This is a genomic window from Paenisporosarcina sp. HGH0030 (genome assembly GCF_000411295.1).
Classification (GTDB): domain Bacteria; phylum Bacillota; class Bacilli; order Bacillales_A; family Planococcaceae; genus Paenisporosarcina.
On the sequence record NZ_KE150421.1, the window covers coordinates 1,548,435 to 1,563,549 of the forward strand.

Genomic DNA, 15,115 nt, shown 5'->3' on the forward strand with positions numbered 1-15,115 from the left:
GTTTATACATATAAATCCATAAGTATTATAGCATGAAACCGATGATGGTAAACAGTATTCGTAAAAATGAATGTTTCTTCCTATGAATATAACCATTAACTTGTCAAATAAAACACTTTCATCCTATTAGACGTCCGAAGTGATTATATGTTTCATAGTATTTCCTTCAATTTTTTGTTAAAATAAGTAGGTGTATAGAAATAAAAGGAGCGTAAAAATTATGATTTCCCTTTTTAAACGGTCAACAGAAACTAGCGAACGCCAATTAAAGAAATATCGTAAATTAGTAGATCAAATTAATAACCTGGAAGATACATATTCTCAAAAATCAGATGATGAATTAAGAGAAGCCACTCAAGTGTTCAAAAAACGAATTGAAAATGGCGAAAAAATTCAGGCCATTATTCCAGATGCTTTTGCTGTTGTTCGTGAAGCTTCGAAACGCGTCCTAAATATGCGTCACTTCGATGTCCAGTTAATTGGAGGTCTAGTATTGACTGAAGGCAATATTGCCGAAATGCCAACCGGAGAAGGTAAAACACTCGTTGCATCCCTGCCTTCTTACGTGCGCGCACTTGAAGGGAAAGGCGTTCATGTCATAACGGTAAATGAATATTTAGCGAATCGTGACTTTGAACAAATCGGACAGATCCATCGCTTTTTAGGATTGACAGTCGGCATCAATCTGCCATTGATGCAACCGGCCATGAAACAAGAAGCCTACAATGCGGACATTACGTACGGTGTGGGAACAGAGTTTGGTTTTGATTATTTGCGTGATAATATGGCACCTGACCTTTCCCAAAAAGTCCAACGCCCTTACCATTTTGCCATTATAGATGAAGTGGATAGCGTATTGGTTGACGAAGCCAAAACACCGTTGATTGTGGCCGGCAAAATGTCAGCTGATGCAGATTTACATATGATTGCAGCTCGTTTGGCTAAACGATTTATCATAGAGCGTGACTACGATTTCGATGATGAAACGAAAGCAACATCATTAACTGAAACCGGAATCGAAAAAGTGGAAGCGGCTTTTGGCATTGATAATCTTTATGATTTGGAGCATCAGACTTTGTTCCATTATGTCATTCAGGCAGTTCGTGCTCATGTAATGTTTGAACGCGATGTTGATTATATCGTTAAAGAAGATAAAATCTTCTTAGTCGATATGTTTACTGGACGAATCATGGATGGCCGTACATTGTCTGATGGATTACATCAAGCAATTGAAGCTAAAGAAGGCGTTACGATTACGGAAGAAAATAAAGCCCAAGCCCAAATCACCATTCAAAACTATTTCCGGATGTATCCCCTACTTTGCGGGATGACGGGTACGGCAAAAACGCAGGAAAAAGAATTCCTTGAAGTATATGGAATGCAAGTTCTGCAAATTCCGACAAACCGCCCACGCATTCGTAAAGATGAAACGGATCAAGTCTATGAAACGATTGAGCAGAAATATACAGCTGTTGCCAAGGAAGTAAAAGCCCGTCACACAACTGGACAACCTGTTTTAGTCGGAACTACTTCTATTTTGCAATCAGAAGAAGTAGCGAAATATTTAAAACAACTAGACTTGGAATTCCAACTGTTGAATGCAAAAAGCGTGGAGCAGGAAGTATTCTTGATTTCACAAGCTGGTCAATTAAACCAAATTACCGTTGCCACTAACATGGCTGGTCGAGGAACTGATATCGAACTGGGTGATGGTGTTTCTGATGTAGGCGGACTATTTGTCCTCGGAACTGAAAAGCATGAAAATCGTCGAATTGATAATCAATTACGCGGTCGCTCTGGACGCCAAGGCGATCCAGGTGAGTCTCAATTCTTTATTTCCCTCGAGGATGATATGTTCAAACGTTTTGCAAAAGATGATCTAGAGAAATTCAATAAAAAAGTGAAAACTGATAGCATAGGTCTTGTCCTTGGTAAAGATGTTCATGAACTGACGGAACGTACACAGCGTATTGTCGAAGGATCTCATTTCTCCATGCGTGAGTACAACCTTAAATTGGATGATGTCATCAATGAACAACGAAAAGTCATTTATACCTTAAGAGACAAAGTGCTTGAAAGAAATGATTTGATTGATCAATTACACAAAATGTTGGATGAAACAGTCGAGTTTGTTGTAGGGGAAAGTTGCTCAGAAGACGAACTTTCTGCACACTGGAATTTCGACCAAATCGAACAAACGATGAATCAAATTCTTCTAGCACCTGTTACATTGAATCGTTCTGTTTCTAAAGTGAAAGATATTATTAAACAACTTCAGCCGGCAGTAAATGAATTGAAAGATTACATGTCCACTTTCTCTGAGCAGCCTGAGGTTATGAATACCATTCCACAAGTGATGCTTGCCTACTTGGATTCAACATGGGTACGACATTTAGAGGCGATGACACGATTGAAAGAGGGCATCGGTTTACGTGCATATCAACAAGAAGACCCAATGCGCATTTACCAAAATGAAGGTCTGGAGCTTTTTGAAATGCATTACCAGGAGCTACGCCGTTCAATCGCAACTGAGATTATCAACTTTATGAAAATTATTTCAACTCGAGAGGAGACGATTTAATGGGCATTTTTTCGATTTTCAAGAAGACCGAAAAAACGGGTGCTGATAGTACCGTTGAGTCAACAGAGTTAGTTAATGGCACTGAACCGAGTGCTCAGTCGGAAGAAGTCACTACAGCATTGTCCCTTCATCCTGCTTGGGATGTACCGAAAGAACAACAATATGTATTCAGCTTCCTTTCGAATGAGCTTGAATCATTAAAACCAAATCAAATTTCTTTATCAGGCATCGATATTGAGCAAGACGACAATACACAAGCTTGGTTGGTTAAAGCATTTTTACGGACATCATTGGCCACTCCCATTACATTGAATACAGCTGAGCTCGTGCTGATCGATCAAAATGAACAAGTGGTGGCAGCAAAAGAATTCAATCTTGCGGAACTAGGTGAATTGCCTGCAACCAGTGCACGACCTTGGGTATTTGTTTTTGAACAGCCGACTTTAAAAGGAGAACTTCCTAAGGATGGTTGGCGTTTAGCTTTCAACGTTCAATCGTTGGTACCACACAAGATCGAATTGGACGCAGCTTGGGAAGAAGCTCTAAGCGACGAACAAAAAGATGGCTTAAAGAAAATTGTTGATTCCCTGCCTAAACTTCATGACAGAGAAGTAAACTTCAGTGGATTCCAGGCAAAAGTTCAGCCAGATGGTACTCTTGCGGTCTCCCTGTTTATTAGAAATGGGCACTCCCAGCAAATCACATTAGAGCAACTTCCACTGGAAGTGCTCGATGCGAATGGCAAAATTGTGGCACAAGGCGCATTTACGATTGATCAACTTAAGGTTAATGCAAATACTTCTAAACCCTGGACCTTCTTGTTCCCTAAGGAAATGGTCATCAATAAAGATTCTGACATGTCTAAATGGACCGTCAGAGTGCCTCAGAGCGCTTAAAAGCGATTTATCTATTCTCAGGTCATATTAAATAGAAAAAGCATGTGAGCAATCGCTCACATGCTTTTCTTATTGCACTTTAAACTCCGTTATCGAGTCTTTTACCATTCGAACACCTTTTCCATTCGGTACGAAATGTGTAACGACTAGTCGATAGGATTTCCCTTTCACATATCCTCCCGTTGGTGCACTGACGACAACCTTAGTTGCATCACTTCCCGTACGGACAGCTATACTTTGGCGAGTACCGAACTCATCCTCGACAAAAACATGCTTCGTGTTGAAAAATGCGGAATTCATTTGTTGATTGAAAGTCACCGTAAATTGTTTATTTGTATCCACGACTCTCGCTGACGAAGAAGGAACAAACGATTTTGTAGGAATTGGTTGATTTGAATAAACGGCTTGGACCTGGTCAAGCCAAATCGAACCCTTACCTTTCTTCGCTGAAGAAGTTTCAGCAATATATATCTTGTTCAATTTTACTGGACTTTGGACATTAGTCGGAATCGTTGCTTCAACGTATTTCCAGCCTACCCAATTAAGTCCTCCATCTTGAGTAAAGTCAATCACTGTTTCGCGACCATTAGCATCTGTTATGGCTGCGCGTAACCAATGATTTGCACCATCTCCATACACCCATGCACCAATTTTCTTAGGTGCCGCAGGAATGGACAAACCGTTCGGCCAAGTCAAGTACGATACGGAGGTACCCTCAGCAAAGCTTGAAAAATCATAAGACAACTTAAGGGAACTGGATCCTTCTTTAGCCTGCAATGTTTTTTCTAAACCAATGGTTGCAGATGAACGGATAGTTTCTGCCTTTAATCCTGTGAGTGAGTCTAATCCACTGACTTGTAATGATTTATTTGAAACCGTAACAGGAATCGACACACGTGCAGATCCGAAGGTTCCTGTGATTGAACCCGTAGCTTCACTATTTCCTGCATTGAAAGTAGTGCCGTTGATTGAGCCTATGCCTCCTGTTGTCGTCCAGGAAACAGCTGCAGGATTGAAAATAACTTTTTGATTATTACTGATTCCATTCACTTGGAAATTAGCTGATTCTCCAAGTCCGACACGAACTTCTGAAGGAGATGCCACTAATTGTTCAATCGTATCGGTAACTGTAACAGGAATTGAAACCGTAGCGGTATCGTATTTTGCGGTGATTTGCCCTGTTCCTGCTTTTACTCCGACGAAGCGATTATTTTCAATCTTCCCTACTCCATTTGAAACTTCCTGAAGTTCTAGTTTCGTAGAATCTACTATTAAGGGATTATAATATTGATCTAACACATAATTTACTTTAAAACCTAGAGATGCACCAACAGCAACGATTCCCTCTTGATCCTGAGAGACATTTATATGAGTGGCTTGTCCATTAGGTGCAGTACTAATTGCTTCCAAAATAGCAGAGACGGAACGTTCAGAACCATCCGAAGGTCGGTTAATTAGAGATGGATATACATTTCCATAACGGCGTGTAACCATTGCCGTTGATCCACCACCATCCAAGTTGATGGCATTGTAAGCACCGATTGAAACAAGGTACTTTGAAAATTCAAGTAGGGTCATTCCTTGGCTGTAACCAGACTGACGACCATCGACCGTAACGAAATATGCACGACTGCCAGTGGCATCGGTCGCAACAGCGGTACGGGAAGTTCTTTCAGTCGCACGACCGGCAGTGATATCAATTGTCAAAGCAGACTTTCCATCCTGTACGAGTAAAGGACCTGATGCCAACATGAATTGTGAGCCTTTCCATGCAGAATCAACATCAACTGTCAGTGAAACGTCATCTCCTATTTTCATAGATGATAATTTAGCACTCGATGTTCCAGATGCGGATAGAACAAAACCATCTTTCGGGATTGTCGAAGAAGTATACTGACCATACGGACGTATAGCGGATACTTTACCGGTCACTTTTTCTCCGAATTTCAACTGGGAGTCTACTTTTTTTGTTACTCCCGTTACAACCACTTCAATTCCATATTGGTTTTGACGGGTTTTTTCTTCACGAAAACCTTCCGTGTATAAAATTAATTCGTTATTTGCTCTTTCCCGGTTCATATCTGTCGTCTTAAATGACGACCCATTATGTTCAATTGTACGTTCTAACGAATAACGCCCAACTTTCGCTTTATTTTCAGCCGTCACACCAAATGCAGCTGGCACGTACATATAGTCATTAAAATTAGTTGAAACTCTTCCTAAATTAACGATTTGATCATCTTTTGCCAGTAAATATGAAGGATAACGATTTTCGAAGGTGTAAAAAGATGCATTAATTGCACCAACTACATTATGGCTCGGATATGTATGTTCTTTTGATAAATTAGTTACTGTCTTAAGTGTATTGATTGGATTGGATACCCCGTATTCGATTTTAGTATACGGATTTGTGACATCGATGGAGAGTTTGTTTACTTTTTGTGGGTAACCTCCCACTGATGTCGAGATAGTTTCGTGGTGTATACCAGGAGATAACGTAGCGGCAGAAACGGGTAAACTTGAAAAGACTAGAATGAATGCTAGTAGAAAAGCAGGCATTCTTTTTAATTTTGGGTACATGATGCAGCTCCTTAATGTTAGATTCTACTAATAATTATACTAAAATTTAGTAAAATAGAAATAGTCTATTTGTAATTGTTTTCCATAAACGAAAAAGAATCCACAGGAGACCAGTCCCGTGGATTCTTTTTCGCGCATCAACCAAGTTTTTAAGTTTATGAAAATACAAAACAGGATTTTTAATACGTTTTCATTGTATCACAATTCAGAATTAGTACAAGATGGTAATTTTTCATTTTACAATTTAATCAACTGAAATTACATCTGGGGGTGTAAGTGACCCAGCAGTTTCTGCACGGTAGATGAATAATGCAAATTCACCTCGTGTAATATTTGCTTTAGAACCAAATTCAGTAGCCGTTTTCCCTTGTGTAATATTACTTTCAAGCAAAGCTGCTACAAAAGGTTTCACTGTCGAAAGAACATCAGTAAATGGAATATCCATAGAAGTAGCCTTCAAATCGTATGTAAGTGCAATGACCTTCGCCATTTGTTCACGTGACATAGATTGATAACTTCCGAAAGTCTTGGTCGATAAACCATTCATAATTCCGTTAGCCGCAAGAGCATTAACAGCCCATTGACGATCTTTAGGAACGTCCGTGAATCCTGCTTGTTGATAATTCCCATCCGGAGTAAAACCATTTACACGGGCAATCATGACTGCTGCATCAATACGTTTGATTTCGTTGGAAATACCGAATTGCGTTTCACTGATTCCCTGTGCATATCCTTTACTGACAATATGGTCCACAGCTGGTTTATATGTATTATTTACATCTGAAAAAGCCGCAAGAACCGAGTTCAAAGGAAGTAGGACGACAATTGCCAATGACAAAAGCAACAAAGTTTTTTTCAACATTTTACAGCTCACCTCTTTTTAAGTCTCTTATAAGTGTAACAAAATATGGAAATGAATACCACCATGTAAATAGTGCCAGGCCCTCCCACTCTCAGTCGGCAAGATTGAGATTCAAACGGAATGACCTGACACTTAGTTTTGAATGCTTTATGGTACTAGTTTATTAACGAGTGGAATTTTTTGAAGTATCCACACGATGACAAATGATGAAAAGAATATAGCAATCCACACTAGCGGCACTGCAAGTACTGGATGAACCCAATATTCGTCAAACCCTATACGGCGACCATATAACTGGATGATGGGATGTAACAAATAGATTCCCATGCTGGCAGCACTGATTTTTTGAATAACAGTATTCGGCTTGAAGACATTCGGAAACTGCTGAAATAATACAAATAAGAAAACAGCAATCACCACCGTATTCGGGGCAATATACAAATAGAAGAAACCATCCAATCTCCCGTCATTCTGGAGAGTCAAAACATATGTGCCGTAGGCTGTTACTGCATACCCGATCACGGCTAACAGTCCAAGCAAAGGCAACCATTTCCGTTTGAGAGGAAATAAGATTAAATACGCGCCTAAAATAAAGTAGCCAATATACGTACCGAACAGTCCAGCAGACAAAGCCAGCCCAAAATCGAAGAATTTTGGTACGAATGGAAACAAGCTTGACATGACAAACCAAGCTCCTATAAAGTATTGCAGCATTTGTTTAGAAGAGGAACTGACAATTTGTCTTAAAAACGGGGTCATTAAATATAAACCCAAAATAACGTATAGAAACCATAAATGGAAAAACACAGAGTCCGTCAACACCATTTTAATCATTTGTTTCCACGTATGTTCTTCAAACCACATGAATTTGCGATAGACGATGTAAATAATACTCCACGCCAGTAACGGTATTGCAACCTTACTAACCCGCTTCTTGAAAAAAGGGATTAACGGTTCTTGTTGTTTGCGCGTCAACAATAGTGCCCCACTGATCATGAAAAATAATGGGACACTGTTACGTAAGGCAGAATCCAATAGATTTGCAAACCACCAAATTTGGTGACCAATCTCCATACTTGATACTAGCTGTGCTACCACATGTATGCCTACGACTGAAAAGATGGCGAAAACTCTCATCCAGTCCATATAATCATAACGCTCAGTCGACATTCTCTCATATCCTTTCTACATCAAAAAATCTTGAACTAACTTTATTTCTAAACTTCTTTGCTCTCGCGATTCTATTTCGAAGACTCACATCATATTATTCCATATAAAAACGCCTTATCGCAAATTGAATTTACGACAAGGCGTATGAGAATGTAAGTTTATTTTTTAGCTGAAGCTACTTGGGATACATTTGCAACACGCTTAGCGCCAATGTATTTTGAACCCCAGTAGTAGGGATCGTTAAGTTTTGCAATTGAAACACCTTTGCTAGATGATGAGTGAGCGAATTTTCCTCCACCGACGTAAACTCCCACATGAGATACACCCTTACCTGAAGTATTGAAGAAAACCAAATCGCCCGCTTGTAGATTTTTCTTAGCAACTGATGAGCCTGTTGAGTACATGCCTGCAGATGTTCTTGGAAGATCAACACCTACTTGATTGTAAACATAACCGATAAATCCTGAGCAATCAAATCCGTTTGCTGTCGTTCCACCACGTAAATACTTTGTTCCCATAACATTATTTGCTGCAGATACAAGCTTGCTTGAATCAACACCACTTGAAGCGTCCACTTCGTTTGCTAATGGAGCAACAATTAATAGTATAGCGAAAGTAATCATCGTAAGAACTTTAAGGAACTGAGACTGTAACTTCATGAATTAGAATCCTCCGGTTTGGCCAATGGCTAAAAATTTTCTGAAAACTTAACTAAAGTCATCTTACCATGAAATATACCTGTTTTATTTTACAGTTGTGTAACAATGTCGTTACATTATGAGTCGAATTTAAGATAATCTTGTAATAATTGAATGTTCAGACTATTAAACATAAAAAAAAGCAGTGACCGATTTGGCCACTGCTTTTGCATGTTATTATTTTAATAAGTACTTTCCAAAACCATCTGTACCTTCACCCAAGTAGCTGATATTACCACTAGTAGGAATAACTTCAACCGCTTTTTTAGATGATTCAAACATTACTTTAGCTGATGCAGGCAATGTTGTAAACTTCCAGTTGCCGTCAGCAGAAGGATCAATTGTTTTCTTTTCGATAATGTAGTCGATGACCGCTTGGCGGTTTTCAACGGTATATATTTCGACTTCTTTAGCATTTCGTACGCCCGGGAAATTACCGTTTGCTCGGTAGTTGTTTGTAGCAACGATGAATTCCTGTTTAGGATCGATTGCTTTACCATCATACTTCAAGTTTTTGATACGTGTTGCATTGGCATTGATTTCTTTGCCATCAGCATCATATTTTGCTGGTTGTGTTACATCGATTTCATATGTCACTCCATCAATTACGTCAAAGTTGTATGAACGGAAGTTAGTATTGATCAGAGATTGTTCTGCTGTTTTCGTTGCGTCGATTTGGTTGAACTGACCTGCAGACATCTCAAGCCATTCTTTCACGTCAGCTCCTGTAAGTTTTAAAGTAGAGACAGTGTTGTCGTATAAGTACAAATCTGCGACGTTCTTGATTGCCAATTCACCTTTTGGTACATATGTGTAATACTCTGGATCGCTACGGGTACCTGCTTTGAATGGTGCTCCTGCAGATAGAATAGGCAACTTGGCGTTAGCAGTTCCTGCTAATTCTTTTTCAACAAACCATTTTTGAGCATTTGTTACAATTTGAATTGATGGATCATCTTGAACTTGTGAGAAGTAACTATGGATAATTGCAGTCGTTGTTCCTACTGCTTTACGCACATATTTAATTGTTCCTTCGTGTGCAACTTTAACCGCTTCTACTACTTTAGTATCTACATCACTTTCATCTTTAGCAATCGCACGTACTTCAGCTTTAGAAGAAGAAACTGTCCAATCGTTTCCTTTCTTAGCTAGCGTCAAATCGATTACACCCAAATGGCTACCGAACTTGCCTGACATTACTACAGGTTTCCCGTTGATTGTACCTTGTTCAACATTCACGCCAGTCAATGAAGTATCAACTTTCCCAGGGAATACTTGATGCGCATGTCCTGTAATGATTGCATCGACACCTTCAACTTTTGTCATCAAATAGGACACATCTTCTTCGCCTTTTTCGTGAACCATGTCACCCATACCGGAGTGGGACAGCACGACAATTACGTCTGCTCCGTCTTTTTCCATTTTAGGAATAAGTGCTTCGACAGCATCCACTGAATCGTCTACAGTGACTTTTCCTTCTAAATGAGACTTGTCCCATTTAAGAATCGCAGGAGGGACAATTCCAGTTACACCGACTTTAATGATCGTTTCTTTTCCTTTAGAATCTTTCACTTTTTTATCAACGATGACATACGGAGTATACATATTCTTCCCTGTCTTAGCGTCTTTCACGTTTGCATTTACATAAGGGAAGCCAGCATCGTCCATCACTTCATTCAAGTATGGAAGACCATAGTTAAACTCATGGTTCCCAAGAGTGGCAACGTCATAATCCAACAAATTAAGAGCTGCTATCGATGGATGAACTTCCCCATCTTTCAATGGCTCCACTGATGATTTGAATGAGCCTAGTGGAGTCCCTTGAATCAAATCTCCATTGTCGAATAACAAAGTATTGCCATTTTCTTTACGGGCATTTTTGATTAATGTTGCTGTCTTTGCAAGACCCAAGCTGTTGGATGGCGTATCTTTGTAATAATCATAGTTCACTATATTCGTATGGATATCAGAGGTTCCAAGAATTCGTAGCGCTACTGTCGTATTCGCCACAGATGCCTTATATTCTTTCAGGAAACGTTGCACGAGTGCACGCATTTCCCCTTTGCTTACATGGTGACCTGGTCTTACTGTTTTGTCGGCATATCCAAGTAAGAAGCCCATTCCAACTCCTTTTGATAGATCAGAACGTAAACTTCCGCTGATTTTATTGCCATCCTTGAACTCTTTTAAGTTACTAATCGGAAAGCTCTTATCAGTCCCGATACCACGAACCGCAATTACAAATGCTTGTTCACGATTTAGAGTACCGTTTGGATCAAATTTTGTTGCAGATTTGCCATTGATAAGTTTTAACTCAACTGCTTTTTCAATATACGGTTTTAGTTCATTTGGAACGTCATCAAATTTAATCGTTTTTCCAGTTCCCAGTTCCACACCCATCGCAGTAATTAGTGCCTTCACATATTCTCCGCGAGTAGCGTCTTTTTCTGCAGCAGACGTTTCTTGGCTTATCCCCAAACCACTTACAGCTAACGACATTGCTAATGCTGAAGCGGATACTTTTTTCCACATTGTCATGCATTTCTCCCCTTAATTCGAAATAATGAAACAAATTCATTATACCAAATTTAGGATGTCAAAATATTAAGGCTATGTAACTGTTTTATGAAGTTTTTCTACTATTTTCCTATTATGTAAGCTCATTTTTTATTAGCTATATTAAATGGTATTGTAGATATTCCGCAAAACCGCTCCGCTTTCCGTGGGCGATCGCCGAGCCTCGGTCTCGACTGTCTCGCTTTCCCACGTGAGTCTGCGCTGTTTTGCTACATATCTCTTTATAAGGAAAAATCAAAAGTGACCTTTAACATATCTTCTTTATTATCGATTAATATTAGTTCTTCAAAATATTAATAGAAAAAGAAAGAACCTATCTTTTTCACAGATAGGCTCCTTATACTCTATTTAGTTAACCGGATAGTACTCAGTTAGTTCACCGGTATTTACATCAAATACATACATAGATTTCCCATTCACCTTAAACAAATCCAGTCCTAACCGAGGTTCTTTTCCTGTATGTTGAATGGAATCAACTTCTTCCTGGTAGTAAAGAGGAATAGCATATTTAAGGTAATCAATTGATTGCTCAATTGTGAGTTTTAGTGGATCTTCTTTAAACGTACGTGGCACGTACGTTTTGATTTTCCATGTATCACCGCTTCGTACTAATTCAATCGTGGCACGGTAACCCGAATTAATCCCATTTGAAGGAACAGTCGCATCCACTTTTAGGACATTGTCCGTTTTCGCAACGACTCTGAATGGTAATCCAAATTGGAAGTCATGTATAACATTTGCGTTATCACAGTTATAACATGACGCTTCATATCCTTTTAATGCTTGTGATAAGTATGGCTCCACCACTAGCTCTGACAAATCATCCTTAATATCTGCAGCTTTATGATTCGGATGATATTTTTCAAGACCTTGAATCATGATAATTCGTGTTTTGCGAGTAGCTTCATTAATGGCATTCATCACTTCGAAGTCATTATAAGTAGATCCCGGAACCTTTTTAAAGGCACGATACATGAAAGCTGACATTTCACCTCGCGTCAACTTTTTATCCGGTGCAAACGACGTCGCCGTTACACCTTTGGTCACTCCATTGCGGAAAATCGCATCAACGTAAGGCGCCCAACGTTCATTGACATCAGTAAAAGGTACTTTAGCATTCATTGTCACTGAATAATTGAAAGCTCCTGACAAGATACGAGTCATTTGAGAACGTGTCAATTCAACTTCAGGACGGAATGTCCCATCTTCATAGCCATTAACATACCCTAGTGAAGCAATTGTGGAAATTGCTTCATAATAGGCACTGTCGGATTTAACATCTGGGAAGCTCTTGCTGATTTCCGGCTCCATGCCAAGAAGCATATACAGCATGAATGCTGCTTCCCCACGAGTGACGATTCCAGCAGAGTCAATCAAAACTTTACCATCATTCGTATATTCTGCTTCCAATACTTCTTTCATGTTCATAGAATAGACAGCCTCATAAAAAGTGTTGTTCATGGATAAGTCGGTATAGATTGAATGTTTTACGCTAGCATCGGCTTCATTGACAAATGAACTTGCAAACAAGACTCCTAGTGCCAAGGATGCAATTACTTTTTTCATCATCATATCCCTCTTTCCATTATTATATTAATTCCGTTTCCAAGCTTCATTGGCAGCGTGCAATCCGACTTTATGATTCTGTTTCCAAATGCCATCCCAATAAGCAAGTGGAACAGGCGCCTCTCCAGCATACGGAGCAATCTCCACTGTAACACCAGGCATCTTCGTCACTTTAATAAACCAATCCGCGGAAGATCCTGTTCCTTTTCTATAATAAGGTGGGACAACTGTATATCCTGTAATCGATTTGAGCTGATTCACATATTGAACATCCCTGCTCAGTTGCGCTCCTGCTTGGAAATTGAACCAATACAGGACTTGTCCAGAGGAATGATAAGAGACATTGGACATAAACTTATGTTTCTCGACGAAATGCTTCAACGCAACTGCTTCTGGTTCAGAAAACGCACGTGGTCCACGGTAACCCATCCAATTTGGCTTAGTAATATTATTATCAATATAGCTCCATCCTGCATCAAAGTTTTTGTTTAAATCGACTCCCCGCACATTCGCTTTCCAACGTGCAAAGTTACTCGAACCGTTGATTTTTCGAGCAAGTGCGCCATTTGTAACAGCACCTTGCCCACCCTGAACCAGCGTAACACCGTCAGGATTCATCATTGGAACGAACCAAATGCTGGTTTGATCCAATACCGTTTTAACGTTATATCCAGCAAAGGTTGTTTTGTTATTGTAATGAAGAGAGTAAGTATCAATCATTTCTAAAAGTACATTGGTTGTCATGTGCTCCCGTGCATGCATGGATGCATCAAATAAGATTTCTTTCTTACCATTTCCAACTCTTAAAGCGTAAATCCCCCGTCCTTCTACACTCTTCCCGATGAGTTCAAACTTAGTGAACTCCGGGTACATTCCCGCTATTACTTGCATCCAATAGGACATTTCTCTGTGAGAAATGTTTTTCTTTGGTTGAACAAGGTTGGAATGTGTCACATTTTTCAAAGGAATATACGCAACCGAACCAAGAAACTCAATTACGCCTTTATCTTTACTGAAGTTATGTAATGTCAGCACGCTTCCTCGACTTAAATAACCAATCGTAGTTCCTGAGCTGTTAGTGACAGCAGTTTCATTTTCCACTCGTACGGACGCAGGAAACATCGGTTTAGCGGCAGGTATGATTGTTGCAGCTGTACTGGATGGCCAGGTGCCCTTTACAGGAATTTGATAGGTCTTCCCTTTTGCGACAAATTGATGATAACCACTAACTTCTTTCTCACGATTAATGATAAAACCAGACGCTAAGGATCCGACTTGAATTCGCTCACCACTGCGTACTTCATATAACGGAAGCTTAGTTTCTAAGACTTGAATCGACATTGCTGGTTTTGTGAAAGATATGATTGCATCATTCCCCGGGAAATATCCGACTTTCCCTGCGACCAAAACTTTGAAGAATCCATTTTCGTAGCCAATTGTCGTGAAAGAACCTGCTGAATTCCCACGAACTAACACATTGCTTGACGAAGACTTTTCACCGAAAATAGTAAAGTTAGTTTTTGTATTAATTTGTCTTTCGGTGCCAGTTTGAACGTCCGGTAATACTTTGTCGGTTGGTGCCAAAAATCGACTTTCCATGAAATAGGTTTTCCCACCAATAGACACTTGCAAAATCGTTGCATTTTGTGTCGGTTGGAATTGAACAGTGTTACCTGTTCCTTGCAAGGTTGCGACAGCATTTGTCATTTCCATTGATGAATACAAAGGTACTTGATCGTTAGTTAACTGACCATGCATCATAGAATCATTTGCGGAAACCAGTTGTGGAAGTGAAAATCCAATTCCGATAACAAATAAAAAGATTAATAGTGATTTTTTCATCTCATTGCTCCTTCAGTAAGTAATATAGGTAAAGTATATTTCATATAGAAGGCAGTTTGTGTGAATATTTACTAAATGAATCTATCTACTTACTAATTACTAATATACAATATTCATTCCCTGTTACTATTAGTCCTATTTGCTTTACTAGTTAAATTTAGTGAATATACGATTACAATTTTTTATCCTCATCAAAGGTAAACAGTTTATGTATTATCTTATTTTCTATAAATTAAAATACCATCAAAAATGGGTTCACTTACTTAATTTATCACAACCTAAATAATGATTTAACATACTATTTTCTCAGATGATTCTACCATCGGGCAATGTAAAAAGGAAA

General features: G+C 39.2%; 9 protein-coding genes. 2 read left to right on the forward strand and 7 right to left on the reverse strand.

What is annotated here, in order from left to right:
• The first annotated feature begins 220 nt into the window (after positions 1–220).
• Together secA2 and HMPREF1210_RS07670 are read left to right on the forward strand one after the other, a co-directional pair.
• Entirely contained in the window at positions 221–2,581 is a 2,361-nt protein-coding gene (secA2, locus tag HMPREF1210_RS07665) for an accessory Sec system translocase SecA2 (RefSeq protein ID WP_016428076.1), read from the forward strand.
• Positions 2,581–3,477: an accessory Sec system S-layer assembly protein gene (locus HMPREF1210_RS07670; RefSeq protein WP_016428077.1), complete on the forward strand. Its 897-nt coding sequence runs from the start codon at positions 2,581–2,583 to the stop codon at positions 3,475–3,477. Before secA2 ends, HMPREF1210_RS07670 begins: the two co-directional genes overlap by 1 nt.
• A gap of 69 nt (positions 3,478–3,546) precedes the next feature.
• Here HMPREF1210_RS07670 and HMPREF1210_RS07675 read toward each other — a convergent pair whose 3' ends face one another.
• From HMPREF1210_RS07675 to HMPREF1210_RS17290, 7 genes are all read right to left on the reverse strand, one after another.
• Entirely contained in the window at positions 3,547–6,057 is a 2,511-nt protein-coding gene (locus tag HMPREF1210_RS07675; RefSeq protein WP_016428078.1) for a phosphodiester glycosidase family protein, read from the reverse strand.
• Between the two features lie 244 nt (positions 6,058–6,301).
• The gene (locus tag HMPREF1210_RS07680; RefSeq protein WP_016428079.1) at positions 6,302–6,919 is read right to left on the reverse strand and encodes an S-layer homology domain-containing protein; all 618 of its coding nucleotides are present in this window, start codon (positions 6,917–6,919) and stop codon (positions 6,302–6,304) included.
• 147 nt (positions 6,920–7,066) lie between these two features.
• Positions 7,067–8,089: an acyltransferase gene (locus HMPREF1210_RS07685; protein WP_016428080.1), complete on the reverse strand. Its 1,023-nt coding sequence runs from the start codon at positions 8,087–8,089 to the stop codon at positions 7,067–7,069.
• A gap of 158 nt (positions 8,090–8,247) precedes the next feature.
• On the reverse strand, positions 8,248–8,748 hold the full coding sequence (locus HMPREF1210_RS07690) for a C40 family peptidase (RefSeq protein ID WP_016428081.1): 501 nt from the start codon (positions 8,746–8,748) through the stop codon (positions 8,248–8,250).
• 216 nt (positions 8,749–8,964) lie between these two features.
• Positions 8,965–11,319 (reverse strand): bifunctional 2',3'-cyclic-nucleotide 2'-phosphodiesterase/3'-nucleotidase, encoded by a 2,355-nt coding sequence (locus tag HMPREF1210_RS07695; protein WP_036659798.1) that lies wholly within the window; start codon positions 11,317–11,319, stop codon positions 8,965–8,967.
• Between the two features lie 393 nt (positions 11,320–11,712).
• A complete protein-coding gene (locus HMPREF1210_RS07700; RefSeq protein ID WP_036659445.1) occupies positions 11,713–12,933 on the reverse strand; it encodes an S-layer homology domain-containing protein in 1,221 nt (406 codons plus the stop codon).
• A gap of 24 nt (positions 12,934–12,957) precedes the next feature.
• Complete coding sequence (locus tag HMPREF1210_RS17290) at positions 12,958–14,772, reverse strand: M14 family zinc carboxypeptidase (RefSeq protein WP_016428084.1); 1,815 nt, start codon at positions 14,770–14,772, stop codon at positions 12,958–12,960.
• Between the last annotated feature and the right edge of the window lie 343 nt (positions 14,773–15,115).

Coding starts and splice junctions, on each gene's coding strand:
- HMPREF1210_RS07690 (WP_016428081.1), bottom strand. CDS start 8,748: ATGAAGTTACAGTCTCAGTTCCTTAAAGTTCTTACGATGATTACTTTC.
- HMPREF1210_RS07670 (WP_016428077.1), top strand. CDS start 2,581: ATGGGCATTTTTTCGATTTTCAAGAAGACCGAAAAAACGGGTGCTGAT.
- HMPREF1210_RS17290 (WP_016428084.1), bottom strand. CDS start 14,772: ATGAAAAAATCACTATTAATCTTTTTATTTGTTATCGGAATTGGATTT.
- HMPREF1210_RS07700 (WP_036659445.1), bottom strand. CDS start 12,933: ATGATGAAAAAAGTAATTGCATCCTTGGCACTAGGAGTCTTGTTTGCA.
- HMPREF1210_RS07680 (WP_016428079.1), bottom strand. CDS start 6,919: ATGTTGAAAAAAACTTTGTTGCTTTTGTCATTGGCAATTGTCGTCCTA.
- HMPREF1210_RS07685 (WP_016428080.1), bottom strand. CDS start 8,089: ATGTCGACTGAGCGTTATGATTATATGGACTGGATGAGAGTTTTCGCC.
- HMPREF1210_RS07675 (WP_016428078.1), bottom strand. CDS start 6,057: ATGTACCCAAAATTAAAAAGAATGCCTGCTTTTCTACTAGCATTCATT.
- HMPREF1210_RS07695 (WP_036659798.1), bottom strand. CDS start 11,319: ATGTGGAAAAAAGTATCCGCTTCAGCATTAGCAATGTCGTTAGCTGTA.
- secA2 (WP_016428076.1), top strand. CDS start 221: ATGATTTCCCTTTTTAAACGGTCAACAGAAACTAGCGAACGCCAATTA.